22 protein-coding genes and 1 tRNA gene are annotated in these 26,842 nt (G+C 54.9%); 12 read left to right on the top strand and 11 right to left on the bottom strand.

Annotated features, from left to right (window positions below; all coding sequences use genetic code 11):
- Nucleotides 1–23: 23 nt before the first annotated feature.
- On the top strand, nt 24–1,460 hold the full coding sequence (locus A3850_RS10865) for a histidine kinase (RefSeq protein WP_068216420.1): 1,437 nt from the start codon (nt 24–26) through the stop codon (nt 1,458–1,460).
- A gap of 92 nt (nt 1,461–1,552) precedes the next feature.
- The gene (locus tag A3850_RS10870; RefSeq protein ID WP_068216422.1) at nt 1,553–2,299 is read left to right on the top strand and encodes a LytTR family DNA-binding domain-containing protein; all 747 of its coding nucleotides are present in this window, start codon (nt 1,553–1,555) and stop codon (nt 2,297–2,299) included.
- Between the two features lie 187 nt (nt 2,300–2,486).
- On the opposite strand, the gene A3850_RS10875 is transcribed toward A3850_RS10870, so the two are convergent.
- The 3 genes from A3850_RS10875 to A3850_RS10890 form a co-directional block, all read right to left on the bottom strand.
- Complete coding sequence (locus A3850_RS10875; RefSeq protein WP_068216424.1) at nt 2,487–2,897, bottom strand: hypothetical protein; 411 nt, start codon at nt 2,895–2,897, stop codon at nt 2,487–2,489.
- Between the two features lie 286 nt (nt 2,898–3,183).
- A complete protein-coding gene (dinB, locus tag A3850_RS10885) occupies nt 3,184–4,317 on the bottom strand; it encodes a DNA polymerase IV (protein WP_068216428.1) in 1,134 nt (377 codons plus the stop codon).
- Nucleotides 4,318–4,823: 506 nt separating this feature from the next.
- Nucleotides 4,824–5,237: a response regulator gene (locus tag A3850_RS10890; protein ID WP_068216430.1), complete on the bottom strand. Its 414-nt coding sequence runs from the start codon at nt 5,235–5,237 to the stop codon at nt 4,824–4,826.
- A 183-nt stretch (nt 5,238–5,420) separates the two neighbouring features.
- On the opposite strand from A3850_RS10890, the gene A3850_RS10895 reads away from it, so the two are divergent.
- The gene (locus tag A3850_RS10895; protein ID WP_068216432.1) at nt 5,421–6,920 is read left to right on the top strand and encodes a PAS domain-containing protein; all 1,500 of its coding nucleotides are present in this window, start codon (nt 5,421–5,423) and stop codon (nt 6,918–6,920) included.
- A 72-nt stretch (nt 6,921–6,992) separates the two neighbouring features.
- Here the strand turns inward: A3850_RS10895 and A3850_RS10900 are convergent, their stop codons facing one another.
- From A3850_RS10900 to A3850_RS10910, 3 genes are all read right to left on the bottom strand, one after another.
- Complete coding sequence (locus A3850_RS10900) at nt 6,993–7,259, bottom strand: KTSC domain-containing protein (protein ID WP_068216434.1); 267 nt, start codon at nt 7,257–7,259, stop codon at nt 6,993–6,995.
- Between the two features lie 211 nt (nt 7,260–7,470).
- Nucleotides 7,471–8,646 carry a DegT/DnrJ/EryC1/StrS aminotransferase family protein gene (locus A3850_RS10905; RefSeq protein ID WP_068216437.1) on the bottom strand — a complete coding sequence of 392 codons (1,176 nt, stop codon included), beginning with the start codon at nt 8,644–8,646 and terminating at the stop codon, nt 7,471–7,473.
- A 187-nt stretch (nt 8,647–8,833) separates the two neighbouring features.
- On the bottom strand, nt 8,834–9,046 hold the full coding sequence (locus A3850_RS10910) for a hypothetical protein (protein WP_068216438.1): 213 nt from the start codon (nt 9,044–9,046) through the stop codon (nt 8,834–8,836).
- Nucleotides 9,047–9,253: 207 nt separating this feature from the next.
- On the opposite strand from A3850_RS10910, the gene A3850_RS10915 reads away from it, so the two are divergent.
- A complete protein-coding gene (locus tag A3850_RS10915) occupies nt 9,254–9,580 on the top strand; it encodes a hypothetical protein (RefSeq protein ID WP_068216440.1) in 327 nt (108 codons plus the stop codon).
- Nucleotides 9,581–9,620: 40 nt separating this feature from the next.
- Nucleotides 9,621–10,502 (top strand): hypothetical protein, encoded by an 882-nt coding sequence (locus A3850_RS10920; RefSeq protein WP_068216442.1) that lies wholly within the window; start codon nt 9,621–9,623, stop codon nt 10,500–10,502.
- Nucleotides 10,503–10,630: 128 nt separating this feature from the next.
- Here the strand turns inward: A3850_RS10920 and A3850_RS10925 are convergent, their stop codons facing one another.
- Nucleotides 10,631–11,242: a hypothetical protein gene (locus A3850_RS10925; protein WP_068216444.1), complete on the bottom strand. Its 612-nt coding sequence runs from the start codon at nt 11,240–11,242 to the stop codon at nt 10,631–10,633.
- A 105-nt stretch (nt 11,243–11,347) separates the two neighbouring features.
- Nucleotides 11,348–11,830 (bottom strand): DUF1573 domain-containing protein, encoded by a 483-nt coding sequence (locus tag A3850_RS10930; RefSeq protein ID WP_068216446.1) that lies wholly within the window; start codon nt 11,828–11,830, stop codon nt 11,348–11,350.
- 276 nt (nt 11,831–12,106) lie between these two features.
- On the opposite strand from A3850_RS10930, the gene A3850_RS10935 reads away from it, so the two are divergent.
- The 7 genes from A3850_RS10935 (at nt 12,107) to A3850_RS10965 (ending at nt 21,391) form a co-directional block, all read left to right on the top strand.
- Nucleotides 12,107–12,180 (top strand) — tRNA-Ala (locus A3850_RS10935).
- A 166-nt stretch (nt 12,181–12,346) separates the two neighbouring features.
- Entirely contained in the window at nt 12,347–15,190 is a 2,844-nt protein-coding gene (locus A3850_RS10940) for an ATP-binding protein (RefSeq protein ID WP_082921757.1), read from the top strand.
- 429 nt (nt 15,191–15,619) lie between these two features.
- Nucleotides 15,620–16,921, top strand: coding sequence for an ornithine--oxo-acid transaminase (gene rocD, locus A3850_RS10945; protein ID WP_068216450.1), 1,302 nt, complete (start codon nt 15,620–15,622; stop codon nt 16,919–16,921).
- Between the two features lie 10 nt (nt 16,922–16,931).
- Nucleotides 16,932–17,330: a VOC family protein gene (locus A3850_RS10950; RefSeq protein ID WP_068216452.1), complete on the top strand. Its 399-nt coding sequence runs from the start codon at nt 16,932–16,934 to the stop codon at nt 17,328–17,330.
- A gap of 132 nt (nt 17,331–17,462) precedes the next feature.
- Complete coding sequence (locus A3850_RS10955; protein ID WP_068216454.1) at nt 17,463–20,030, top strand: transglycosylase domain-containing protein; 2,568 nt, start codon at nt 17,463–17,465, stop codon at nt 20,028–20,030.
- Nucleotides 20,031–20,174: 144 nt separating this feature from the next.
- Entirely contained in the window at nt 20,175–20,567 is a 393-nt protein-coding gene (locus tag A3850_RS10960) for a group II intron maturase-specific domain-containing protein (RefSeq protein ID WP_068216456.1), read from the top strand.
- An 89-nt stretch (nt 20,568–20,656) separates the two neighbouring features.
- Nucleotides 20,657–21,391, top strand: coding sequence for a hypothetical protein (locus tag A3850_RS10965; protein ID WP_068216458.1), 735 nt, complete (start codon nt 20,657–20,659; stop codon nt 21,389–21,391).
- A 53-nt stretch (nt 21,392–21,444) separates the two neighbouring features.
- Here A3850_RS10965 and A3850_RS10970 read toward each other — a convergent pair whose 3' ends face one another.
- The 3 genes from A3850_RS10970 to A3850_RS10980 all read right to left on the bottom strand — a co-directional run bounded on the left by A3850_RS10970 (nt 21,445) and on the right by A3850_RS10980 (nt 26,812).
- Entirely contained in the window at nt 21,445–22,494 is a 1,050-nt protein-coding gene (locus A3850_RS10970) for a lipopolysaccharide assembly protein LapB (protein ID WP_231915310.1), read from the bottom strand.
- A gap of 424 nt (nt 22,495–22,918) precedes the next feature.
- On the bottom strand, nt 22,919–24,985 hold the full coding sequence (locus A3850_RS10975; protein ID WP_068216462.1) for a DUF4331 family protein: 2,067 nt from the start codon (nt 24,983–24,985) through the stop codon (nt 22,919–22,921).
- 75 nt (nt 24,986–25,060) lie between these two features.
- Complete coding sequence (locus A3850_RS10980) at nt 25,061–26,812, bottom strand: DUF4331 domain-containing protein (RefSeq protein ID WP_068216464.1); 1,752 nt, start codon at nt 26,810–26,812, stop codon at nt 25,061–25,063.
- Between the last annotated feature and the right edge of the window lie 30 nt (nt 26,813–26,842).

Here is a 26,842-nt window from a genome sequence, read left to right on the forward strand (position 1 = left end):
TTCTAGCCCCTACATTTACGCCAATGCGGATCTACTTCTTCCTTTTGTTAGCCCTCATCTCCTTCGCCCTGCCGGCGCAAAAGGAGAAACTGTCGCGTTCGCGGACCCTTCAGAAGGAAGAGCGGATTGACCTGTTGCAGCAGGCTACACTTTTGCGGGAGGAGGACCCCAAAAGAGCCATCCAATTGCTGAGTGAACTGATCTACAGCAAACCGGCCGCCGAGGAATTGACGGAAGCTTTCACGCTGCTGGGGGATATCTACGGCGATGTCGGTCAGTACGACCTGGCCCTGGAGCGTTACGGTCAGGCGTTGGAGGCTATTCCAGTCAGGAAAGGGAAGAAATCCACCAGCCCCTTCGCCCCCGCCCTTCACCTCAAGATGGGGGACGGCCACCGCCTTCTCGGGGATAGCAAAATGGCCTGGATGAGTTATACCCGTTGTCTTTCCACCGCACCTGCGTACAGCGCCCAAAAACAAACGTGCGAAGAACGGCTGGCCATCCTGGATCGGCTCGGTTCGATCTCCGCCGAACAAGCGTCCTCGGTTGATGCGGATGCAATTGGCGACCGGCAGGACGGTTATTCGGTATCCACCAAGGCGGACCTGGCGCGTAATTCTCAACTACAAGTAGAAGTGCTGCGGGAGCAAAATACCATCGATCTCGGCCTTAAAGACATCGCCGCCGAAGAAGCCGAACTCCGCTACGTGGAGGACCGCATGCAACTCCAACAGTGGTTGATTTACCTGCTGGGGCTACTGCTGTTGGGAGCGCTGATCTCCGTAGCCATCATCCTCCGGAACGTGCGCAAGCGCCGCCGGGCCAACCAGGAATTGCTGTTGCGGAACCTGCAGACCCGGATGAACCCTCACTTCATCTTTAATAGCCTAAACAGCATCAACAACTACATCGCCCGGCAGGATGAGCGTTCGGCCAACCGTTACCTCGGCCGCTTCGCCCGGTTGATGCGCAAGGTGCTGGACCAGTCCGGTCGCGATTTCGTCCCCCTCAGCGAAGAGATTGAACAGTTGGGGCTCTACCTCGAACTGGAGCAGGAACGCTTCGCCGGGAAGTTTACCTATACCATCGAAGCACCCGCCCCGGAAGACCTGGACGCTGACGACATACTGGTTCCCCCCATGCTCCTCCAACCCTTCGTGGAAAACGCCATCTGGCACGGCCTCCGCTACCGCGATGGTGGTGGAGTGCTGACAGTAGACTTCGGCCTCGAAGATGGCCGGCCCACCGCTACCATTACGGATAATGGAATTGGCCGTAAGCGGTCCCGCGAACTCAAAACCGACAACCAACTCAAACAGGGGAGCCAGGGAATGAACATCACCGCCAAGCGGATCGAACTCATCAACGAGCACTTCGGAAAGTCGTTGTCCGTCGACGTCAGCGACGCCTTCCCCGGCGCAGAACACGTAGGGACGCGGGTTCGGCTGCAGCTTTCTTGACGGACCTCTTCTGCATTACAATCAACTCCTTTTCGACCCCGTAGGAGTAGCGTAGCTAAACGTTTTTCCTCCAGTAATCTAAACCTCGTACCGTGAAGGCACTCATCATCGACGACGAAGCTCCCAACCGGGAAGCCCTGGCGCACTACCTGACGAAGTATTGCCCCGGCGTAACCGTCGTCGGCCAGGCGGACAGCGTCGCCCCTGCTCTCGAACTTATCGCGGCCGAGGAACCGGACCTGCTTTTTCTCGATATCGAGATGCCCTTCGGTAACGGCTTCGATCTGCTGGAGCGGCTACCGGAAGGCACCAACCCGCAGGTCGTTTTCGTGACGGCCTACGAACAGTACGCCCTCCGTGCCCTGAGAATGAGCGCCGCCCACTACCTCCTCAAGCCGGTGGATATCGATGAACTGATCGAAGCCGTCGCCCGCGTCCGCTCCCGGTTGGCGATGGGGGAGAGCGGGCGGGTGCACGAAACCTTGCTCCACAACCTCAAAAAGGAAAGGGCCGCCCCACCGGAGCGGCTCGCCCTCCCGTTGCTGGATGGCCTGGAAATCGTCCGCCCCGCGGAGATCCGTTATTTGGAAGCAGCCGATAACTTCACCGTCTTCCACCTGGCGGATGGCCGCCAACTCATGATCTGTCGCAAACTCCGCTTCTACGCTGATTTGCTGGAGGGGAGTGGTTTTTACCGTATCCACCGGTCCACGGTCATCAACTTAGCCGAGGTGCAGCGTTACCACCGGGGGAAGGGCGGTACTGTTACTCTCCGCGGTGGGGTGGAGTTGGACGTGGCGGGGGCGCGGAAGAAGGGGTTGTTGGAGGTGTTGGGGTGAGGTTTTTTGGCTGCGCCGGGTTTTCTACAAGGGGAATAAGGCGGGAAGGGAGGACAAGAGGATTAGCCTTCGGCAGTTTTCTTTCTCTTTGGGCTGATTGGTTGATGAGGAAGCTATGTGTACGTAGCTTTTGTAGCTTCGCTACTTTTCGCAAAGGAGATTAAGGCGGAAGAGAGGAAAAAGAGGTTTAGCCCCTGGCTGTTCGTGGCAACTGCTTGGCAACGCTCCATTCCAGCCGTGCCAAACCCAAAATTATGGCTATTTCTAGGATAAGGTAGAGCCAGGCCAGCCCCGTGTACGTCGTAAAGTGCCAGCAAGCGACGGCCACCGTCAGGCAACAGTAGCCGACGTTCAGCAAGGCGATTATACGGAGTGCCCAAGCGGCATCCACCCGCGGAAAGAGCACGGAGTAGAGGTCGAAGACCACGAAGAAGACCGGCACGGTAGCCAGCAAGTACAGTGCGCTCAGCGGTATACCGAAATAAGCTTGAAAGTGGACCAGCACTACCCGCGTCACGAAAATGGAAACGAAGGCACCCATGGCGTCCAGCAACAGCAGTTTTTTGGGTTGTCCAGTAAAGTAGCGGATGGCATCCATAGTGGGTTGAAGTTACACCGGCTACCATTTAAGCTGTGCGTTCTCCCTTGTCTCCTTTTCCGTCTTTGCCTTCCCTCAGAAAAAAAGCCGGAATCCCCGCGGGCTGCCCTCGGCCCCACTGCTTCTCTGTTTGCGCAAAGGAGTTTAAGGCGGTAGAGAAGTGAGAGAAGCCAGTCTTCTTGCTCTCCTTTCCCGTCCTTGCCTTCCCTCGGAAAAAGGAGCCGCAGGCGCCCTTTAACGTCCAACGTCCAACGTCCAAAATCTAACGTCCAAAATCTAACCTCTATCAAGCCTTCAACACCGCCCCATTCCCAAACCGCCTCCGCACCTTATCCAGCGCCAGCATCAGGTTATTATCCTCTTTGGTATTGGTGAAGAGATCGAGTTGGGTATGCCCTTGAGCCAGGCGGTCGAACCGGACGCCGATGAGGCGGATGCACTGGCGGCGGGTGAACAGCCGGTTGAAGAGGTCATTCGCAACGGGGAGGAGTTGCTGATCGTGGGCCGTCAGTTTGATGCGTTGGCTGCGGGAGTAGGTGTTGAAATCCGTATAGCGGATCTTGACGGTGACGCCGGCCGTCAGCTTACCAGCCGCGCGCATGTCGTAGCTGAGTTTCATGGTCATGTCCCGCAGTTTGCGGCGGAGGAATTCTACGTCGATGGTATCCGTCTGGAAGGTGGTCTCGGTAGAGAAAGACTTCCTTTCGGTGTAGGGGACGACGGGCCGGTGGTCAATCCCATTCGCCCGGCGGTGGAACTCCCGGCCGGGTTTACCGAATTCCCGCTCTAGGAGATCGATGGGTACCTGGCTTAGCGTCCCCGTTTTGCGGATGCCCAACAGGCTGAGTTTACGGGCCGTCTCCTTACCGATGGAGGGGATCTTACGGACGGGTAGGGGAGCCAGGAAGGAGCGTTCCTTCCCCGTTTCGACCCAGCCGGAACCATTGGGCTTGGCTTCCCCGGCCCGGACTTTGGAGACCAATTTATTCGTCGCCAGGCCAGCGGAAAGGGGCAAGCCGGTTTCTTTGAGGATGCGCTGCCTCAACTCCTTGCTCCACTGGAGGCAACCGATGTAACGGTCCATGCCGGAGATGTCCAGGTAGAACTCATCGATGGAAGCCTTTTCGAAGATGGGCCCTTCCTCCGCGATGATCTCGGTGATGATACCGGATTGCTTTTCGTACTCCTCGTAGTCTCCCCGGACAACCTTCGCCGTCGGGCAGCGCCGTAGGGCCACGGCCATCGGCATGGCGGAGTGGATCCCGAAGTGGCGGGCCTCGTAGTTGCACGATGATACTACCCCCCGCCCACCGAGACCTCCGACGATGACGGGCCGGCCGGCCAGGCGGCTGTTCTTTCTAATCTCGATGGAGGCAAAAAAAGCGTCCATATCCAGGTGGAGGATGGCCTTTTGAAACATGCTGGGTGTAAATCTGAGTGAGTCGAAATCCAATAACGTAGGGTAAAGAACGGGGGTTAGGGCGCTATTTGCAAACTATTTGTTTGTTAAATGTGAGATATATTTAATTTGTTGCGAGTCCGGTTCCCGACCTCCGGTCGGGAGTTTGGACTGCATATCCTTTTCGGGCTAAACCTAATTTCATGGACTGGGAATCACCGGTTCTCATCCCAACCGGAGGTCCTAAACCGGGGACTGAATCCGGTCTAATCGTACTTTTCCGGTAGGGATTTTGGACACTTTCGGCTCCCGGCCTCCAGGCCGGGTCAGGTGGCTCTTTCCTCTTTAGATATGCCCGACCTGGAGGTCGGGAGCCGGTTGCTACGGCCTCCTCTCATTTACCATCTACTCGCCCACCTCCCCGACACCCGCGGCAGCGCCCTGCACCGCAATTGGTATTTGCGCACGAAAAAAGGGGACGCACATAAGCACGTCCCCTTTTGACCATTTATTTTTTGGAAGCCGCTCTAGGCCACCATAAAGTACTCGTCGAGAATACGATTGAGCTCCGCTACCGTGAGTGGTTTTTGCTGGAAGCCATTGATCTCCTCGATGGATTCAGCCCGGCGCTGATCGTCCGGATTAAGTGAAGTGGTGAGCATGACGATGACGATGCCGCCGCGTTGTTGCTCGGGTAATTGGCGGTAAGCTTCCAGGAATTCCCAACCGCTCATGCCGGGCATGTTGATGTCAAGGAAGATGAGATCCGGCTTTGGGTAGTCAGCACTGACGCCGGGGGAAGTCAGGTAGCTGATGGCGTCCTCACCTCCCGTACAAACGTGGACGTGGCCCACCCGACCAGATTTGCGTAACACGCGGGCGTGCAGAAAATTGGTCGCCTGATTATCGTCGATAAGAAGAATACTGGGTAACTGAACCATGTCAGAATCTTGTTAGGGTGGTATGCTAGCTTAAGCGCAAGCAGTAGACCACATGTTTATCAGCGCGGCAAATATCTGAATTATTTCAGCTTACATTTGTCCGGATACGCCCCTGCCAACAACCACCCTCTGGGATGACTCCCCGTTGTCACCGAGGGGACGCTATCCAGCAATACCATCAGCATGAATTATTTGAAAAAGGAACTGTACGAACTCATCAAAACGGATGACGCCATCTTTGACTTCCTGCAGAATTCTTCACTCGACGGCCTTTGGTACTGGGACCTCGAAAACCGGGAGCAAGAGTGGATGAACGCTCGCTTCTGGGAAACCCTCGGCTACGACCCAGCCGAAATGCCACACCTGGCTTCCGCCTGGCAGGGTATCATCAACCAGGAGGATCTGGCCGGCGCCATCGAGCGGGTAGGGCAGCACCTCGCGGATCCCAGCGTCCCCTACGATCAGGTCGTACGGTACCGGCATAAGGACGGGCATACCGTATTTATTCGCTGCCGGGGGATGGCCATTCGGGATGAAAACGGTCAGCCTACTCGCCTGCTCGGTGCGCATATCGACATTACCCAGGAGAAGGAAAAGGAAATCCTCCTCGCCCGCAGCCAGGAGGCCGCCCGGATTGGAACTTGGTCAGTTGATCTCGTCTCCAATACGATCATGTGGGACGATATGACGAAGGCCATCCACCAGGTAGAACCAGATTACGTACCGCAGTTGGACGAGGCGCTATCTTTCTACAAGGATGGTACCAGCCGGGAAACCATTACCGCACTCTTTCAACGGGCGGTAGAGAAGGGTGAATCCTACGATACTGAATTGGAACTCGTGACCAGGAATGGCAATGAGATCTGGGTCCGCGCCATGGGCCACGCCGAAATGGCCAACGGAGAATGCGTACGCGTCTACGGTATATTTCAGGACATCAACCTCCGCCGCCGCAACGAAGAGCGCGTCCTGAACTATTCCATCCTGGAAGCGAAGAGTAAGGAAATGGAACAGTTCGCCTACATTGCCTCCCACGATCTGCGGGAACCGCTACTGACCATTCAGGGCTACCTGGAAGTTATTCAGGAGGACCACATTGGTGAGGTCTCGGATCAGGTCAAAGAGTACATGGAAACCATCAGCAATGCCGCCACGCGGATGGACCAACTCATCAAGGGGCTACTCGATTACTCCCGGTTAAGCAAGATCAAGCAATTGCAGTTGGTGGACCTCAAAAAAACTGTTGACGCGGTGATGGAAGACCTCCAGTCCATTACGAAGGGAATCAACGTCAAGGTGACCTATACGGACCTCCCCGAAGTGATGGGCTACCCCCTCGAACTCAAAGTCCTCCTCCAAAACCTGATTGGGAACGCCATCAAGTACCGGCAGTCAGCGGAGGACGTGCAGATAGAGATCACTTGCAGCGATTTAGCCAAGGGCTGGGAGATCAAGGTGGCGGACAACGGCATCGGGATCGCAGAGAAAAACCTGCAACAGATCTTCAAACTGTTTCGGCAACTTCATAATACCGGCACGTACACCGGTAGCGGAATCGGACTGGCCAACTGCCAGAAGATTGCAGAACTACACGGTGGGCGAATCTGGGCGACCAGCAAACTGGGAGTAGGCTCCCAGTTCCATTTCACCATCCTTACCCGGGCGGAAACGGAGACGGCATAAATTGATACGTTCTCACGATGTTGCCAGGGGTTAGCTGATCAGTCTCGCAAAACCAACAGTGTATAATTGAGTCTACGCCACCTGCTTAGCTGGCTCCTCCTTTGGGTCTCCCTCACTGATCCGGGCAGCGGGGTAGGACTTAAAGATGTGCTCCTGCATGTAGCGGCCAACGCTATTGACGGCCCGCAGCCGCTGCCAGTGTACCGAGGGCACCTTGAAGTAGGCGTACACCGCGCCGTTGTTTCGAAATTTTACGAAAAGCGTCTCCGCCGAACGGAGGTACCCCATCTCCGAGAGCATGGTAGAATTTGCTTTTTGCATCACAATGGGAAGCGCCATGAGTCAACTGTTTTCTGAACGGATTACGTAAAGAAAACACTACTTAAAACAAATTGGTTTGTTTTTAGAAGGCTTTAATACCCAAATTTGACAGTCAAGGCGCGTTGATTGACAGTCAGTTATCGCAGGATGTACGATTGAAGCTATCTCATCGAATTGCCCCCGCCTTCCGATATGCCGAAATTTGTTTGAAAAGTCCGGAGGGTGATCTCTAGCTGCAAAAAGCCCGTACGGTCTCCGTGATGTACCGCAGCGTAGCCTCGTCCATCTCACTGTGCATAGGGAGGGAGATCACCTCTTTGATCAGCACGTCCGTATTGGGCAGCGACGTAATGTTATTGGCCGCCGTACCCCGGAAGGCCTCCTGGTCGTACAGCGCGACGGGGTAGTAGATCATACTGGGGATGCCGGCTTCCCTCAGGTAAGCCTGCAACTCATCACGCCGGCCACCGTCGATGCGCAAAGTGTACTGGTGAAATACGTGGGTGCTGTTGGCCTGCCGCTGCGGAGTGAGTAAACCATCCAAACCCTGCAAGGCAGCGTCGTAGTAATCCGCAGCCGCCCGGCGCCGGTCGCTGTAACCGTCGAGACGGGGCAACTTACAGTTCAGCACGGCGGCCTGGATGGAATCGAGCCGGGAGTTGCAACCCACCACGTCGTGGTAGTAGCGGCGGCTCTGCCCGTGGTTGGCGACCATCCGAAGTTTGGCAGCCAGCTCTTCGGAATTCGTGTTGATGGCGCCACCGTCGCCGTACGCGCCGAGGTTCTTACTTGGGTAAAAACTGGTGCAGCCAATGGTGCCAAGGGTACCCGTCCGCCGCACTTTACCGTCGCTGAAGGTGTAGTTTGCGCCGATGGCCTGGGCGTTGTCCTCTACGATGGCGATCCCGTGCTTCTCAGCCAAGGCGATGATGGGCTCCATATCACAACTCTGTCCGTAGAGGTGAACGGGGATGATGGCCTTCGTCTTATCGGTAATGGCCGCCTCAATGTCTTCGGCCCGAACGTTAAAGGTGCGGGGGTCCACGTCCACCATCACTGGGCTGAGGCGCAGCAGGGCGATCACTTCAGCGGAGGCTACGTAGGTGAAGGCGGGGACGATCACCTCATCCCCAGGCTCCAAACCCAGTGCCATGAGGGCGATCTGCAAAGCGTCCGTCCCATTAGCGCAGGGGATGACGTGTTTAGCGCCCAGGTAATCCTCCAATCCGGCCTGAAAATTCTTCACCGCCGGCCCGTTGATGAAGGCGCCACTGCGCACGACGTCGATAATGGCCTGGTCCACCTCTTCCTGCATGGCTTCGTACTGGGCTTTGAGGTCAACCATTTGAATTTGGGCGACGGGGGGGAGTTGGGCGCGGCCATCAGCGGTAGTAGGGGTAGCCATGGGTAGTAGGGATATTTAAAATGTAATGCCGCTAAGGTAAGGAACTGCCGCCCGTTAGCTCTTCCCAATGGAAGCTACTCTGGCGCTTTTGGGTTGGAGGACAACTTTTGGACCGGTACTAAAAAACCACCTCCCGCGCGGTAGCCGGAGGTGGTTAAAAAAGAAGTCTTGCTGGGTTGCTTGGTTATTACGTTCGGTCAGGTGCAAATCCACTGCCACCACCGTAGCCGCCCTGGCTTTGATCTACGTTCTGCAGATCGTCGCCGGAGCCGTCCTGGCCGGTGGTATTCGTCTGTTGGGGTGTTGTCGTTGGTGTCTTGTCGGCTGGCTTAGTCTCCAGCGCAAAGGGTGGAATACCCTGGGGGGAATAAAAACGGTAACGTGTCTTGCGGTTGTTCATGGTGAATAGTTTACGATGAGAATGCTATTCACATAACTCCAATTCACCCGAAATGGGTTCGGTCCGGGCAAACAAAAGACTACACCGTGTTGAAGCACCTGGCTCCGTCGAGAAATTGCGGGCTTTAGTCTATGGTAGTAGGTGCCTTTCGGTGGATAGTCCGTTCTTTGCTTTGTATTAATTACCAATCGCTACAATCATTTCACGATGCCCAAGACCAAATTGACCGGTTTCAGCCGCCTGCTCCTGTTCCTCTTGATCTTCCTGCCCCTGGCTTACTTCGGGGCGAGCTACTACAACGGAGAGGACCCGATCGGAAAGATCAAAGGAATGTTCGGCCAAACGGAGAGTGGCGGTGACGAGTACAACAACCACCGTCCCGAAAGTGATACTTACGATCCCAACTCCACTACCGAAAAGCCGGCCACGTTCGAGAACGTCAGCGCCATGCGCAGTGAGATTACGGACCTTAAACAGAAGCTCGCCGTAGCCGAAGAGAAGTTGGCCCGCTGCCAGACGGAAAACGTTCAGTAAGCCAATCACCTAATCACCCAACACCTAAACGCAGTCTGCAGTGTTTGATCGCGCACGCTCCGCCATCCATGAATGCATCTACACCCTGCTCGCCTTTCCCCGGGCCTGGCGTTTTATGTGGCACAATCAGCTCTGGGTGGGTCTGCGGCAGTACGGTTGGGTGGCGCGTGGCCTGTTATTCTTCGCCGTTATTCTCGGCATCTATATGATCTCCGAGGCCGTCGATTTCTACTCCGACCACCGTAATGATGCCGTCCAGGCCCTCTTCATGAGTGAGGATAGCCTCTTTCTACGTTTGGGGCGGGATGCTTATGATTCCCTCTCCGAAGGCTCACTGAAGTGGGTGATCCTGATCCTCATGGAAGTGGTCATCTACCATTTCATGCGGCGCACGCTCGCCATCGTACTGAACAAACAGATTGAGGATGCCCATACTTTCAAACCCTTCTACCACGCACAGATACGTATGATCGCCGTCTCGGTAATTGCCCTCACGGTGGAAAGTGTGACCCTGGGTATCCTCGGTTCACTGTCGCTCGGGCCAGCTTACTGGCCACTTTCCGTACTGGTCAGTTCCGCCTTCCTCGGCTTCGTAATCGCTGATAACTACAACGAGCAGTTCAACCTCAGCATCAGCCAGAGTATGCGGGATCTCAGCCGCAACTACGTCGGCATCTGTATTGGCCTCGGCCTGCCACTGTTTTTCATGTTAAAGGTGCCCTTCCTGGGGGCCCTAGTTGGGCCATTGGTTACGTCGGTTACCGCCGCCATCGTTCTGCGCGAACGGAGTGACCTCCACATCATCGGTTACCAGATGTCAGAGAGCGAAGCCAAGAGCGCCGCCAAAAAAGAAGCTCGGGCCGCCCGCAAAGCCGCCCGCAAACTCAAGCGAAAAAGAAAACGCTCCAGCGTAAGTGCCTGATGGGCGCTGCCGCGGGTGCAAAGTAAGGACCGAAAAAAGACTGGTCTACGAATCCCGTAGATTACCTTTCCGAAAGGACCGACCTAAAGAGTAATGACCGATTAGAACGAAAGGGTAGGGGAGAAGAACTACCGTACAGCCTCCTCCTGCAACAACTTAAACACCTCCTGCCCCTGCCGGTAAAATTGCTCGATCTGGGCGCTGGGGATCAACATCCCCTTCCGGTAAATGACCAGGTAAAAGCCCAGCCCTTCCACCGTCCAGCCTTTGTTGACCGTAAAGTAATTCAGTACCTTATCGGTGAAGTGGTGGCGGATGTAGACCTCGTCGTCCCCCGTCAGCCGGTACTGTCCGGAAAATTTGGGGAAGCGCACGAAGTCGATGTCGTGGAAACCCACCAGCTCCCCGATCTTATGCATGATGGTCTCCGGCTGCATGTGTAAGGCCGGTAAGCTCAACTGCTGGCTCTGCACGAAGAACACCGTTTGGTAGATCTGCTTCGCCTTATTGTTTTTAGAGCCCGACCACTTGGTGTAGCTATAGTCGAAAACGGAGATGTCGAAATCCATCAACCCGTGCTGATGGCGCAGTACCCGCTTGATGGAGCGGTTGCGCCCCTCAGCAAACAAACGGAAGTCCTGCAACTGGGGCATCAGGCCCGTTTTATCCTCCTCGCTAAAGGAAAAGCCAAGCCGGTCGGCTAATTCCGCCAGATTGCGGGAACGGTAAGGGTGGATCATATCGAGTGTGAAATTACATGTTGGGGCCTAAACGACAAACGCCCCGCCCCCAGAATAGGGGCGGGGCGTCCACCGAAGTTTCCGCAATCTGCGGTTTAGTGGGAATTACTTGCCACCGCTCTTAAACATACCATCCTCACCGGCGGGGACGGCTGCTGGCTCAGCGGCCTTTGGCTCGACCTTACCCTTGATGGTGAGTACGATTGGGTCACCGGGTACGTTCGTCGTCAGCGTTACGCGCTTACGGAACTGGCCGATGCGGTGCGTGTCGTAACGAACCTTGATTTCGGAGCTTTCACCCGGTGCAACGGGAGCCTTGGAGTAGCTGGGTACCGTACAACCGCAGGATCCACGGGCGTTGAGGATCAGCGCGGGCTCGGAGCCGGTGTTGGTGAACTTGAATACGCGGAAGGGCTCGCTATCCTGAGCAATCGTGCCGTAATCAACCTCAACTGCTTCAAATGTCATCTGTGGGCCATCAGCATCTACCTCAGTAGTGGCTGCTGGAGCTGCGGCGGCAGGGGTTTGCGCCTGGAGGCCAAAGGTGGTCGCCGAAGCGAGGAGAAGGAGTAAGAAAAAGCGTTTCATGTGATTTATTTTCGTTCAGCAAATATAGTGAGCTTATCGAATTAGCCCGGTTAATAGCTTGTTAAGTGGGCCACCCCACCACCCATGCATAGGGTGGTACGGAAGACCCCGTATTAATGGATCCCCTTTAAGACGCAAACCTTACCCCGGAGGTTACCTCTCCAGCGTTAATACTTTCCAAAAATTTACCGGTAACGGCTGGTGAGAAAAAAGGAAAGAATCTTCCGCGCTCTTCTTGTACAGTAAAAAACCACGATCTATCTTTGCCGCCGCTCTGGGGGATTAGCTCAGTTGGCTAGAGCGCTTGCATGGCATGCAAGAGGTCACCAGTTCGACTCTGGTATTCTCCACATTTCGCCCTATCTCTAGTGTTTACTAGGGGTAGGGCGTTTTTATTTGGCGACGCGTCGCCAAGGACGTATTTGCTCGCCGCGCTCAGGACTCAAAAAGGTAGACCTGACGAGCGTTAGTTGCGAATTCACGAAGTTTGCTGCCCGTCCACCCGTCATCTCCCTCATGCTTCACCAGTTCCGACAAGTCTGCCTGCTCTGCGCAATGCTGTCACTTTGCCCGGGCAACTCCTCGGCGCAGGCGGTGGAAGGATATGATATAGATGGTTTTCTACTGGCGCTTAGCTCCGAGAGTGCAGACAACGAGAATGGCCCCTTTGACGTATCGGCGCTTTTGAGCCGATACTGCGAGAGCGACTACGCTTGCCAGGTAAGCCTCCTCAAGGCGGGCGCTGACAATTTCAAAAAGGAACACGACTACCTTCCCGCGCTGCTCCTGGCCGAACAGTTGGAAAAAGTCGCAACCGAACGGTCGGACGATAGTAATCTGCTGATTGCTCTGAGCGACCAGTCTCACCTCCTCAACTTCTTGCACGACCGGGAAAATACACGTTTGGTATTTGCCCGGATGGCCGCACTCTACGAGCGAACGGGGGACGCTGGCCAGTCCTACTACTTTCAGACGCTGGTATTGGAGGGGGATGTTTTCTATGCCGAAGACCCGTCGCCCGCCATCACCCAAATCGAGAACCTATGGAGGCAGGCCGAAGACGAAGGTTACGAGGAGCAAGCCAACAACATATTAACGCGGCTGAAGTACATCTACGAAGAGTTCGGGATGTTTGACCGCTTGGAAGTAGCCGTGAAAAAGCTGGAGGAAATCATCGCCGCCACCCCGGCGAACGTCCAGAGCCCCTACCGGCTGCCGGCTTACAGCGGAAGGGGAGACCTGCAACGTCGCTTCGGAGACTACCAAGCGGCCGAACGCAGCTACCAGACGGGCCTGCAGTTTGTACGCCTGCACGACGATGAATTTGGACAGCCTTGGTCCCAGGGCTATCTCCTACTTCGGTTGGCTCACCTGGAATGGGAACAGCACCAGCAGGAGCAGGCCGTCAATTACCTGGATACCGTCCTGTATCTCGGAACGACCTATCAGCTGGAGGATCTACTGAGCCAACAGTATGAACTAAGGATCGAAATCGCTGAGTCCGCCGGTGATTACGCCACCGCCTTGGCCTACACCCGCGAACAGAGTGCCCACCAACAGACGATTGATAGCGCCGAAGCTAGCTTCGATCTCCGCCGCCAGAACTTACAGTTTGCCGTCGACCAACTGGAGGCGGAAAGGCAGAACCAGGAGTTGGAACTAGCACTGGCGAGGAATAATTCACGGAATTACTTGCTCCTCGGCGGGCTATTGGGGCTGCTCACCCTCCTGCTCGGCGCCGGGTTTTACTACCAGCGCCGGTCAAAAAAGCAACTGGCGGAAAAGAATACCCTCATTCAGCAACAGGCCAACCGGCTATTGCGACTGGATGAAACCAAATCAAGGTTCTTCGCCAACGTAAGCCATGAACTCAGGACGCCCCTGTCACTCCTCACCGGGCCCGTAGACACCCTGCTGCGGGATCCCGACAACCTCACTACTAAGCAACGGGAGTTGTTACGCACGGCGGCAACGGGCGGAGTAAATCTGAGTACCCTGATTCAAAAGATCCTCGACCTCGGCCGGCTGGAAGCCCATAAAGTAACGGCGCACCCCGTTTCGACCCGGCTGAAGTATTACTTCCAAACTCACCTGCAATCCTTTCAGCCGCTCGCCGAGCAGCACCGCATTGATTACTCCTACACAGTGGAGGTGCCCGAGAATAGGCTGGCGGAAATTGATCCGGAGCTTGTCCGCCAGATCCTGTCTAACCTGATCAGTAACAGCCTCAAATTCACGCCACCCGGCGAGCGCGTGTCCGTCACGGCTCGCCTTACTGATGGGCGTTTGTGCTTACGGGTGGCAGATACCGGGCCCGGCGTCCACCCGGAAGATCGCCCCCGTATTTTTGAGCGCTTTTATCAGAGTGAACAGGCGAACGCAGCCGTTGCGGGTGGCACGGGCATTGGCTTGGCGCTCGTTCGGGAGTACACCCACCTGTTTCAGGGCGAGGTCGCGGTAACTGATACTCCGGGCGGGGGGGCAACTTTTACGGTCAGTTTTCCGGTCGTTTATGTTGATTCACCACCACCCACTCCAGTACTGGTTAGTGAAGGGGCAACCAGCGAATTTCAATCCAATGGGGCTACGCTCCCGTGCGTCGTCGTCGTTGAAGACAACGTATCACTTCGAGCTTACCTCGTGACCGAATTGGAGCAGTTCTACCGGGTGAAAGATTTTCCTAACGGCGCGGATGCCTGGGCCTTTATCCAGCGGGACCCTCAGGCCGTTAACCTCGTCCTCAGCGATTACATGATGCCGGTTATGGATGGGTTTCAGTTGTTGCAGCGGTGTAAGGAGCATTCACCAACTGCCGGTATCCCCTTCGTCCTGCTAACTGCCCGGGCCGAACCGGAAGACCGGCTAAGCGCGCTGCGGGTAGGGGTAGATGACTACCTCATCAAGCCCTTCACTACCCCTGAATTGCGTACCCATCTCGATGCGTTGTTGGGTCACCTGAATACCCGGGAAAGCAATCTCACCGAGGAGGACAATGATACGGCGCTGCCGCGGGTGCAAAGCAAAGAAGAACGAGCCTGGCTGGAGGAGTTGGAGACCTACGTCAAAGCAAATTTGCACGACTCTCAGTTGAAAGTAGGCTCCCTGAGTAAAGCCTTTTTGATGAGTGATTCGGCTTTGCTGAGACAGGTCAAACGCCTGACTGGATTAACGATACAGCAGTACATCACCGAACTACGGCTGGCCACCGCGCGCCGTTTACTCGAGACGCGTGCGGTGGTTTCCGCCCGAAAAGCCGGGGAAGCGGTGGGCTACGCAAACGTAGGTTCCTTCAACAGACGCTTCAAACAACGTTACGGGCGCTTGCCCTCCGATTTACTCGTCGAGCGAGTGAACAAGTAGAGGGATCGGGGAAATCCTGATCCTACAGTGTAATCGCCGAATTTTGCGGGTGAATTGACGGATTTTGCAGGCCAAAGCGTGCAGTTTGCCGGATTTGGTACCCCATGCTGGCGGACCTTTGAGCCAACATTGTAATCTCAAGGAAAACACGTTGTATTCAGCTGCGGAAGCACACTGTCACTTTTTTAAAACGACACTGTTGGTTTTGAACCTCGCCCTCCACTAGTTCCGGTCGATCTACCGCAAGATGATCAATCGGCATTATTGGTCGGCGAGGTTCTTTTTTGGGTCTTATCCTGGTTCATTTATCCCTCGCCTAGCACCTGCGTGAGCGCCCAACTCCTCTTGGATATTATTGGGAGCAGCACCCTAGAACGGCGAGCGCTTAATTGACGGGACGTGGTACCTTTGCGGCCTAACCCTCCGATCATGACCACTACCAGCTTTACCACCACCACGAAAGCACAAGAATACATCGCGCTGGAAGACCAGCACGGCGCCCATAATTACCACCCTCTGCCCGTTGTACTCGCCGAAGGGCGGGGCTGTTACGTCTGGGATGTGGATGGCAAACAGTACTACGATTTCCTTAGCGCTTACTCGGCCGTCAACCAGGGCCACTGCCACCCGCGGATCATCAGCAAGATGGTCGAACAGAGCCAAAAACTTACGCTGACCAGCAGGGCCTTTCACAATGACCAACTCGGCGTCTACGAAAAGTACGTCACGGACTACTTCGGGTTCGATAAGGTCCTACCCATGAATACTGGTGCGGAAGCCGTCGAGACCGCCATCAAGATCTGCCGGAAATGGGGCTACGAGGTCAAGGGCATTCCCGAAAACCAGGCCCGCATTATCGTCTGTGGCAAAAACTTCCACGGCCGGACGGTGACCATCATCTCCTTCTCTTCGGACAGTGGCGCCCGCGACAATTTTGGCCCCTACACCCCCGGATTCGAAAGCGTTCCCTACGGTGACGTCGAAGCGATGCGCCGGGCGATCGGGAACGACCCCGCCACCATCGCCGGCGTGCTCGTAGAACCCATTCAGGGTGAAGCGGGGGTCTTCGTGCCCGAGGATGGCTACCTGGCCGCCGTGGCCGAAGCCTGTAAAGAGAATAACGTACTCTTTATTGCGGACGAGATCCAAACGGGTGTCGCCCGCACGGGTGCATTACTACGTATCTGTGGTGATTGTACTTGCACCAAAACCTGTGAGCGGCAACCGGCTACTTACCTCCGGCCGGATATCCTGATCCTGGGTAAAGCACTCAGTGGCGGAGCCTATCCCGTATCAGCCGTGCTGGCGGATAACGCCGTCATGGACGTCATCCAACCGGGGCAACACGGTTCTACCTTTGGTGGTAACCCCGTCGCCTGCGCCGTTGCCATGGAAGCTCTGCAGGTGGTGACCGACGAACAACTGATTCTCAACGCCCGAACGTTGGGCACCCTGTTCCGCGCTGAAATGCAAAAATTGGTGGACGCCTATCCCGCTCTGCTGAAGCTGGTACGGGGTAAGGGGCTGCTGAACGCGCTCGTAATTAATGACAGCCCCGAAAGTGATACGGCCTGGAACTTCTGCCTTGCCCTCGCTGAAGGTGGCCTACTGGCGAAGCCTACCCACGGCAACATCATCCGTTTTGCGCCGCCCCTGGTCATCTCGGAAGATCAATTGCTGGAGGCCTGCGCCATCATCGGTCGGGTAGTTAAAAGTATGGCTGAAGCCTAAATATACCAGCATGGATTACGCCGATACTGGGTTCATCCTTTACGTCGTCGAGTACGAAGCTTCCGTTCGTTTCTACGAAGAGGTGCTTTCGCTGCCTGTTCTCTATCGAAAAGACGGCCTGGTCTGTTTCTCCTTCGGAAGCGCCTACCTGATGGTGGAATTGGATGATCGCAAGGGCGCCAGTGCCCGTAATGATGAGGAACCCAACAGAACCTGTCTCCGCCTGAACGTTTTGGACCTGCAAGCGGCCCGGCGTAACCTCGACCAGCATGATATAGACTACACTTATGCTGCGTATTCCTGGGGTACCGTGATGAAATTTCGGGATCCAGCTGGTAATCTTGTGGCCTATCGATCGGCATCCGAACACCGGGCCGATATTGATGCTTTTAAGTCGAATCCTTACTAAAGGCTGGCGAATCCTCGTTCCCGATCCTCCACTAACAGGATTATACCGAACTTCGCCCCGTAAGCGTTTGCTCTACTTTACTAATATGATTGAGTAGGGCCATAACGCCCATATTGTTTCAAACCAACTTGCATGTCTAAGCTCTCTGAATTTTTGTACGGTGGCGTCCAGCGGGATAGCCACCGCACGGCCATTAAGTGGATGTGGCGCGCGGCGATTGCGCTACCCATTCTGGCCATTCTCTTCTTCGTCGGGCTCGCCTTTACGGACCTGCCTTCCGTCGTTGAGCTGGAAAACCCGAAGAACAACGAAGCCAGCCGTATTCTGGCGGCGGATGAATCCGTTCTCGGCCGCTACTACCTGGAAAACCGGGTAATGGTGGACTTCGACGAGCTCAGCCCCAATCTCGAGCGCGCCCTTGTTGCTACGGAGGACGAACGTTACTACGAGCACAGTGGTATCGATTATCGATCCCTTGGCCGGGCCGTTATCCTAACGGGCGTACTGGGGCGGGAGAGCAGCGGCGGTGGTTCCACCATCAGCCAACAGCTAGCCAAATTGCTATTTACCGGCCCCGCCGCCCGCAATATCGTGGAACGTGGCTTCGAGAAATTTAAAGAATGGATCATCGCCGTTCGCCTCGAACGGAAGTACACTAAAGAGGAAATTATTGCGATGTACCTCAACCGGTACGATTTTATCAACGGCGCCCAGGGCATCCGGGCCGCTTCGGAAAACTACTTCGGTAAGAGCCCCGCGGAACTGACGATTCCTGAATCCGCCATGCTCGTCGGGATGCTCAAAAACGCATCCTACTACAATCCCCTCCGCCGCCCCGAACTGGTAATGGATCGCCGAAACACGGTGATGTCCCAAATGGTCCGCAACGACTTTCTGACGCAGGAACAGTACGATACCCTGAAGCAGACCCCCCTGGGTGTAACCTTCTCCGTGCAAAAGCACGACGATGGTCTGGCGCCTTACTTCCGTATGGTCCTGAAGCAGGAGGCGAAGAAGATCCTGGCGCAACCGCAGTACCACAAGGCCGGTGGCCAGGTGTACAACATCGACCGGGACGGGCTGACCTTTTATACGACCATCGACCCACGGATGCAAGCCCACGCCGAAGAGCAGGCTCGTATCCATATGAAGGGACTACAAAAGGAGTTTTTCCGCCACTGGCGCAACGAGGACCCCTGGACCTACGAGAGCCCCACCAGCGAAACCGAAGTAGCGGTGGAAGTACGCGAGGAAAGCCTGCAAAAGGCCATTTGCAAATCAGATCGGTATCAACGCCTACGTAGTAAGTTCTTGACGGAGCCCATCCGCGCCATCAATCAGAAGAGTGACCTGAAATTCAATACGGATGATCGGGAGATCAGCCGCATGATACAGGAACTGGAAGATGGTTCTACGATCACTAATCTTGTTCGTCGCAAACTCATCAGCAAACCACTGGCCGCCGAACACCGGCGGGTAATGAAGATGGATGCCTTCGGCGATCTAAAAGCTGCCTGGAACAAACTGCAGGCCGCCGTAAAGGAGGAATTCAACACGGAAACCAAAATGCGGGTCTTCACCTACGACAACGCCAGGATGGAGACCGATACGTTGATGACGCCCCTCGACAGCATACGTTACCACAAGATGATCCTTCAGATCGGTAGTATGTCGGTTGAGCCAACGACCGGGTTTGTCCGGACGTGGGTAGGTGGTTCCAACTTCAAGTGGTTCCAGTTTGACCACGTGACGACCAAGCGCCAAGTGGGGTCCACCTTCAAGCCCTTCATCTACGCAGCCTCGGTTGATTTACGCGGTATCAGCCCCTGTTTTGAAGTGCTGGACCAACCCATCACCATTGCCCCGGGTGACGGTAGCTTCTACCTCACCGAACCCTGGACGCCCAGAAACGCTACGGATGATTACTCTGGCGAATTCATGAACCTCTACACGGGGCTGAAGAAATCCGTCAACTCCGTGTCCGCTTACCTCATGCAGGAATTGGGATCACCCGACCCCGTCCGTAACATGGTGGCTAACATGGGTTTGCCGAAGGATGAAGTTCCTTCCGTCCCCTCTATTGCCCTCGGTTCGGTGGACCTCACCGTACAGCAGATGACCGGTGCCTACACCACCTTTGGAAACAACGGCGTCTTTAATCGCCCCATTTTCCTCACCAAGATTGTCGACCGCACGGGAAGGGTAGTGTACGAGTACATCCCCGATGACCGCCGTGCGCTAAGCCCCTCCGCCAACTACGTAATGGTGCGGATGCTCCAGCAAGCTTCCGTGGGCAACCTCCGCGGTGTCTCCGGCCCCGTCGGTGGTAAAACGGGTACGACCAACGACCAGACGGATGGTTGGTACATGGGCATCACTCCAGAACTGGTCGTCGGAACCTGGGTAGGGGGTGACGACCGGTGGATTCGCTTCCGTAGCCTCGGGCTTGGTGGCGGCTCCCACATGGCCAAGCCCTTCTTCCGGGAGTTCGTAGAGGCTTCCCAAAAAGATGAATCCATCGAATGGGATACCAAACGCGACTTCTTCCGCCCCCGTGGCGACCTCGGCATTGAGCTGGACTGCGACGCCTACGCCGGCAGCAACGATGACGTTTTCGAAGACGGCGAAGAGGATACTGACCGTAGCTTGCCGGATGACCCGTTCGGTGGTGGTGGGCTGGATAATACGCCAGATTTTTAGTGGAGACCCGGTTCCCGACCTCAGGTCGGGATATGCCACCGGCTCCCGACGTCTACGTCGGGCTTACAACACCGTGATGTATCCCCGGTTCCCGATCTCAGGTCGGGATCTTATTTCGTATTCAAGTTTCATCGCTTTAGATAGATGCTTCGCCACGTATCCCTTCTACGCGGTAATGGGCGCAATATTGGCAGCTTTATCCTCGAAGACCTTAACCCGGTTATCCGAGGATGGGCGATGTACTTTTCATTGAGTGAGACGAAGAAATGGATGGAACCACTAGACAGTTGGTTGCGTTGCCGTCTGCGCAAGGTGAGATGGCAGCGGTGGAAACGCAACTGGACGCGCTTTGAGGGACTGATGAAACGGGGGCTGGAAGAAGAGCGCGCCGCGAGGAGCGCCTTTAACCGGCTAGGCCCGTGGTTTAACTCGGGTGCCTCCCATATGAACCAAGCCTTCCCGAAGAGCTACTACGACAAGATCGGACTGGTCAGGATAACCGCGACGATTAACAAGCGCAAGGCCGATAGGAAATGATATATCGTAACGGCGTCTTTCCCGTCCAGGGCGTGCGGCCCGTATTTAGTTCGGTTGTGGATATACTGGAAGCTAACCTTAGCACTTTTATGGTCCGCGCTCTGATGGCGGAGGCGCCCGGTCTGCACGTGCGATACAACCGGGCTGAAAAAGAATTGATCGGTACCTACGGAGGGGAGTCGTCAACCATCAAATACGTGGGGCGCATCGATGCCGTACGCCAAAGTAATGAAGAGGACGTAACGGCAAACATTTACGTACACGAAAGTGGGCACGCCGTCGTCTATATGATTCTGACTGGGATGGTGCCTTTGCAATTGAAAAGTCGGGTAGCGAATAGCTACGCGGGTGGTTTCACGTTATCTCACCAAATGGATTCCACGAAGAAAAGCCTGCTCGATAAAGTCAAAATCTACCTGGCGGGCGGATTGGCCGATGAACAGGTCTTTGGTGAGGAAAATGCCAGCGTTGGGCGCATAAGCGATCGCCTGGAAACTTCGGGGATGGTGGCCGACTACATTAGGCCACAAGGTTATGATCATGATTACCAAGCCGTTTATAATGCCGAGCATTATCCCAGAAAAATGGACTGGAAGGTGACCGATTACCGCGTCGAGCAAATGATGCGATCGCTCGCAGCCGATACCAAACAATTGCTTCTGAAGCACGATCGGCTGCTTATTGAACTCAGCGAGGCTTTGAATAAATTAGGTCGCCTGGATGCCAATAGCATTAAACCCATCGCCGAGCAGCATGGGCTTAATGTTCAGATCTTCTCTGAAGGGCATCTTTACATTACGGACTATCAGAGTAAGTTAAATTAAAAAAGCGCCGCTATCGTTTCCGTAGCGGCGCTTTTCTGATTCAACCATGCAAGTTACTTACCGAGCATGGCCAAGTATTCAGGGTGTTTACTGTCCGTCGTTCCGGCGGCCTTGATGTAGGGCGCCGCCGTATCGGCCATCCCCTTTTTTAAATAAAGAGATGCCATCATTCTGCTCACGTCAATATTTTCCGGGCGTTTTTTATATTCCCGTTCGGCGTAAACGATAGCCTTATCGTAATCCTCAAAATGATCGCGATAGAGCGCGGCGTATTCCAAATCCATGTTGTGCCCGGAATCTACGTCGTCCTGCAGCATCACGAAAATTTCATCTTCAATCTTCTCTGTTTTCTCTTTTTGGTTAGTCTGTTTGTAAATCTCGGCCAGTTGAATGTAGTAACCTACTTCCGGGATAATGTCAGCGGCTTCTTGAACGAGCATTTCGGCTTCCGGGTAATTTCCCTTATCCAGTTCTAGCTGACCGAGTGCGGCAATGGCGAAAGGATAATTCGGACGTTCCCGAAGTATGATTTCAAATTGCTTTTTGGCCGCTTCTTCATCACCGTATCGTTGGTACAATTCACCAAGGGTAAGCCTGGCCCAGGCCGAGCTTTCGTATCCTGGCGCTCCCGCTTTGACCGCGCTGATCATAGCCTCTTTAGCGCCCACCACGTCACCGTGAATTTCACGCAAGTAGGAAACCCGGCTGTAAGACCGCAGATCCGGGCGGATCTTCACCATTTTATCGGCGGCTGCCACGGCTTCGTCGTAGCGCCCCAGCTCAACGTTGACATCAACTAGCGCTCCGTAGATTTGCGCATTGTGCGGGTTGATTTCAATGGCCCGATTCGCCGTTTGAAGCGCCTCTTTGAACTCGTGCTGCGAAAGCTGAACGCCGGCCTTGGTGGAAAGGGCAAGAAACTCGAGATTTGTGTCTTTTCCTCGATTTAAGTCGAGCGCTTCGTTGACCATTTTTAAGGCGGCTGGGTAATAATGGCCGTGTTCACCGGTCACCCGGGCTTCGTTTACGAAGATTTGCGCCAAAGTTACGCGGGGTTTAATGGCCTTTGCGTCTTTTAAACGTAAGTCGCTAGCCAGTTGCATATATCCACTTTGGGTCCTGTCCCATTCCATCGCATTCTGCAAGGCGGCGGGGCGGGGTAGGAGTTCGGGGATTTCCACGTCATTGATGCCGGCGCTCTTTTCCTCATCTTTACCTGGGGCGCTGTCGCAGGTGCAAAGGAAAAGGGAGCACAGCAGGAGTATTGAGAAGGGGGAAATTATTGATTTTATCATGTCTACTTCAGATTTAAATTAGTGGTAGCGGTCTACTCAATGCTCAGTCGTAGCATGGAAGCCGGTGAGCTACACCGGCTTACCATACCACGCATCTGAGTAGAAAATCGCTGGCGCTCAGTTCGGGCGCATCAACCAAGGTCCGTATTGATCCTGGTATAATAGTATTGTACAAAAGCACGGCCGGGTCAAACTGAGTCAACCCGGCCGTATGCCTTGTAAAAGCGTTGAATTAATTACTCTTCACCATCTGAATGGTTTGGAGAACGCTGCCAGCTCCGTTGCGGACAACGGCAAAGTAGGTTCCAGCGGGGAGGTTATTCACCTGAACCGGAACTTGATGTTCACCCGTTGTGAACGTTTGGCGAGCCAAATTCCGCATCAGGCGGCCGTTAACGTCATGCAAGTCAATGCTGACGGCGGTCAGCTCACGCACGCGTAACTTGATCGTTGTTTGCGTTTGGAATGGATTCGGGAAGTTCACCCCAATCACGTTCGGCGCGCTGGCACCAACTCCATCCTCATTGAAAAAGTCTCCCGTGGAGGTAGTAACCGCGCCACCACATTCACCCTTAGCGCCAGCGGGTAGCGCCATGAAGGGGAATGAGCCGCGGAAATCCTTGTCATTAGCTTCGACACCGGTCGTGTAACCCAGGACGCCCAGTAGATCGTCCGTTACCGGGCTCGGGCTCGTTGCTGGGTCGTAATCATCATAGAATAAACCTATAGCGGCCAGAACAACACCACTTACGGCTTGAAGCTCAATCCGGGTGACGTCATCTTCGAGACGGCGACCATTCGGGAAACCGTCCATATTAGGAATTTCGGCAAGATCAGCGTTCGCATTAAAACGTGGATCCGTTAAACCGAGTACGGCTGCCTGGACTAGGCCGAGGGAGCTGAAATCTTCACTATCGCGTGGTGTCGGCGGGACGGCCATGTTCAAGCGCAACATATCACCACCGTTGGGCAAGAAGTTATTGATGAAAGGTTTACCAGCGGCCAGGACGTTACCGGCTTTCCCGGTTGCCAATTGATAAGGGGGAAGGTTGGGTACGCCCGTGTGGAAGATTGGCCAAAGGTCTACCGAGCGTGGTTTGCCGGGGCCAGGAAGGAGCAGGTCGACAAAGGGTGAAGCGCTGCCGAGGGCGGTACCGTCAAGCGCCGCATTGCCTTTGGCTACGAATAGTCCGTCAGCTCCATTAGAAAAGTCTACCGCACCTAGTGGGGTCACGCTGGCTTTCTGGACGCGAAGAGGCTCGAAAGCGGGTACGGCCGCGGCAAACTGGTCTTCATCCATGTAGAGGGCCAGCTCGGGATTGTAAAAGAAACCGTCGAGGGTCGTGTCGGCCAATTCATCGTAAGGGGTGATGGCGTTCCAGTAATCCTTCATGCCTACGGGAATCACCGCTTCGTTAGTAAGAGGCATACCCAAGCGAGACACCTGGATCCATTCGCCTCCTACGACTGGCTTGGAGCCATCCGTTTGTAGCGTGGACATGGATGGCCGGCTTGCGGAAGCCCACACGCCGATTACGTAGTCCGCGTCTAGAATATTAGCCGGTGTGTTGGCGCCGTCTTTTTGCAGCATGGTGATCGGCACGTTAATGGCAATGGCGCTAGTATTGAAGCAAGCCAAACCGTCAATGGGGTCCCCGTTTTGGCGGGGGGCATCACCAAGGTCGAAGATTCCGCCGAGGTCAACAAAGAAAGGGTCATCGACCGGGCCGGCAAAAACAACTTCACTGTCGTTCGTAAGGCTGCTGATCTTACTCGTCCAGTGAGCTTCGTAAGAATCAGCCCCCAATCCTACCGGTGACGTAATGGAGCGTTCTCCAATGTTGTTAGCGGGGACTTCGCCGTCATCAATGATGGTAGCGAAGGATACTCCACCGTCCATACTGCGCTCCATGATGTAAGTCGTCTTCAGGTTTTCGCCCTGGCGAATATTGAAGAATGTTCCGGGAACCTCGTTTGTCCGTTGAAAAGTGAAGCGGTAGATAATGTCATCACCCATGGTCGTGGCATCGTTGTCGATGTGTATCTCGTACCGGATGTCCTCGCCAAAGTGATAGTAATTCGGCCCGCCGTGAGGAAGTTGCATCGGGATGTAAGTCGCGATGAGGGTGATGTATTGGGGGTCTTCCGGGCTGCGGAAGGCGTAGACGTCGACGTTATCCGCCAGTGGATCGTCCGCGATAAGTGGTGCTTCCCGGTGGCTGGAGGCGGATGCTGATACGGAGATCAGTATGCCCAACAGCAGCGTGAAAACGCACTTGTTTAGAAATGAATATTGCATTTATGTTTATGATGTGCCCCGTCGGCAAATGGGCCGCGGGGAGGTCATTTAATATGGTTAATCCTTTGGAATTACTTATTCCGGATTGGTATGGTCGACCTCCGTTCCACTCCAGGGCATGGCCACGTAGGGGAAGGTGGAAGAGAAGGGGCGATCGTTAGCCTCTACCTCGGTAGTATAACCGAGTACATCCAGGAGGTCCTGGGTCAGCAACGGGCTATCAGCGGCGGCACGGTCATCGTAACCCAGGCCAATAGCGGCCAGCACGACGCCAGCGACGGCCTGAAGCTCGATGCGGGTAACGTCATCTTCCAGGCGGCGACCGTTCGGGAAACCATCCATATTAGGAATGAATTGCACGTCGGTATTGGCGTAGGTAGCATCGGTTAATCCAAGCACAGCTGCCTGAATCAGCCCGAGAGAGCTAAAGGATTCGCTGTCACGAGCCGTGACTGGCGTGGCCATATTCAAGCGAAGCATATCTCCACCGTTGGGCAGGAAGTTGTTGATGAATGGCTTACCAGCGGCTAAGGGATTGCCAGCGGGCTTACCAGTCGCCAATTGGTATGGAGGTAAATTAGGAACTCCCGTATGGAATATAGGCCACAAGTCTACGGAGCGCGGCGCTCCGGCGCTCGGTAGTAGCAAATCCTGGAAGCCGGCAGCTGGGCCTAAGGCCGTACCATTCAGCGCGGCATTACCACGAAGAATGAAAAGACCATCGGCGCCGTTACTGAAGTCAACGTTACCGAGTACTGTTTTCGCAGCCGTCTGTACCCGTAAAGGGGCAAAAGCTGGGACGACACTACCGAACTGGTCATCATCCATGTAAAGCGCTAATTCGGGATTGTAAAAATAGCCGTCTAACCGGGTATCCGTGATTTCGTCGTAGGGAGAAATGGCGTTCCAGTAGTCTTTGTCCCCAATTGGAACAACGGCTTCATTCGTTAGGGGCATCCCCAGGCGGGAGACCTGTACCCAGTCGCCGGCGTAGGTGGCCGTATCGCCCGCGATCAAAGTTCTGGTGGCTGGGCGACTGGCGGAAGCCCATACTCCGATGACGTAGTCCGGGTCGAGGATGCTGGTTGGCGTTGCTGGTGCGCTGGATTTTAGCAGTGTCGCTATAGGAATCTTGAGCGCGATGGTATGTACGTTAAATTGAGCCAAACCATCACGGCTTTTCTGACCGTCCGACTGGCGCGGGCTATCACCCAAATCAAAAATTCCGGCAAGATCCACAAAGAATGGATCGTCAGAAGGGCCAGCCCATACCGTTTCACCGGTGGACGCCGTAGTAATGGCACTAGCCATTAACTGCTCGTAACTGGAATCCAAACCAGGGCCTCCGCCAGTAATGCTGCGAGGGCCTATGTTGTTAGGCGGCACGATGCCATCCTCCAAAATAGTTTCGAAACTCATGCCACCGTCGAGGCTTCGTTCGAGGGTGTAGGTGGCTTTGATATTTTCTCCGAATCGAACGTTAAAAAAAGTTGTCGGGTCTTCGTTCGTGCGGGTGAAAGTAAAACGGTAGGTTACGTCGTCACCAGCCGTCGAGGCATCGTTGTCTACGTGAATCTCGTAGCGAATATTTTCGCCGAAAGTGTAATAATTCGGCCCACCCTGGGGAAGCTGCATGGGTATGTAGCTGGCCAAAATTGTAATGGTGTTAGGGTCGTCCGGGCTTCGGAAGGCATAAACATCGGTGTTGTCCGCCAAAGGATCATCCGCAATGAGAGGGGCTTCCCGGTGCGAGGAAGCGGCCAACCCAAAAGAAAGCAGAAGGAGTAAGGCGAAACCAGCCGACTTGCGAAGTATAACTTGCTGCATAGTGGTATCTGGTTAAAAAATTTACTAATG

The organism is Lewinella sp. 4G2 (assembly GCF_001625015.1).
GTDB lineage: Bacteria > Bacteroidota > Bacteroidia > Chitinophagales > Saprospiraceae > Neolewinella.

Coding starts and splice junctions, on each gene's coding strand:
- A3850_RS10965 (WP_068216458.1), top strand. CDS start 20,657: ATGGTCCGCGCTCTGATGGCGGAGGCGCCCGGTCTGCACGTGCGATAC.
- A3850_RS10915 (WP_068216440.1), top strand. CDS start 9,254: ATGCCCAAGACCAAATTGACCGGTTTCAGCCGCCTGCTCCTGTTCCTC.
- rocD (WP_068216450.1), top strand. CDS start 15,620: ATGACCACTACCAGCTTTACCACCACCACGAAAGCACAAGAATACATC.
- A3850_RS10960 (WP_068216456.1), top strand. CDS start 20,175: ATGCTTCGCCACGTATCCCTTCTACGCGGTAATGGGCGCAATATTGGC.
- A3850_RS10895 (WP_068216432.1), top strand. CDS start 5,421: ATGAATTATTTGAAAAAGGAACTGTACGAACTCATCAAAACGGATGAC.
- A3850_RS10925 (WP_068216444.1), bottom strand. CDS start 11,242: ATGATCCACCCTTACCGTTCCCGCAATCTGGCGGAATTAGCCGACCGG.
- A3850_RS10875 (WP_068216424.1), bottom strand. CDS start 2,897: ATGGATGCCATCCGCTACTTTACTGGACAACCCAAAAAACTGCTGTTG.
- dinB (WP_068216428.1), bottom strand. CDS start 4,317: ATGTTTCAAAAGGCCATCCTCCACCTGGATATGGACGCTTTTTTTGCC.
- A3850_RS10940 (WP_082921757.1), top strand. CDS start 12,347: ATGCTTCACCAGTTCCGACAAGTCTGCCTGCTCTGCGCAATGCTGTCA.
- A3850_RS10950 (WP_068216452.1), top strand. CDS start 16,932: ATGGATTACGCCGATACTGGGTTCATCCTTTACGTCGTCGAGTACGAA.
- A3850_RS10900 (WP_068216434.1), bottom strand. CDS start 7,259: ATGGCGCTTCCCATTGTGATGCAAAAAGCAAATTCTACCATGCTCTCG.
- A3850_RS10890 (WP_068216430.1), bottom strand. CDS start 5,237: ATGGTTCAGTTACCCAGTATTCTTCTTATCGACGATAATCAGGCGACC.
- A3850_RS10910 (WP_068216438.1), bottom strand. CDS start 9,046: ATGAACAACCGCAAGACACGTTACCGTTTTTATTCCCCCCAGGGTATT.
- A3850_RS10970 (WP_231915310.1), bottom strand. CDS start 22,494: ATGCAACTGGCTAGCGACTTACGTTTAAAAGACGCAAAGGCCATTAAA.
- A3850_RS10955 (WP_068216454.1), top strand. CDS start 17,463: ATGTCTAAGCTCTCTGAATTTTTGTACGGTGGCGTCCAGCGGGATAGC.
- A3850_RS10975 (WP_068216462.1), bottom strand. CDS start 24,985: ATGCAATATTCATTTCTAAACAAGTGCGTTTTCACGCTGCTGTTGGGC.
- A3850_RS10980 (WP_068216464.1), bottom strand. CDS start 26,812: ATGCAGCAAGTTATACTTCGCAAGTCGGCTGGTTTCGCCTTACTCCTT.
- A3850_RS10905 (WP_068216437.1), bottom strand. CDS start 8,646: ATGGCTACCCCTACTACCGCTGATGGCCGCGCCCAACTCCCCCCCGTC.
- A3850_RS10865 (WP_068216420.1), top strand. CDS start 24: ATGCGGATCTACTTCTTCCTTTTGTTAGCCCTCATCTCCTTCGCCCTG.
- A3850_RS10930 (WP_068216446.1), bottom strand. CDS start 11,830: ATGAAACGCTTTTTCTTACTCCTTCTCCTCGCTTCGGCGACCACCTTT.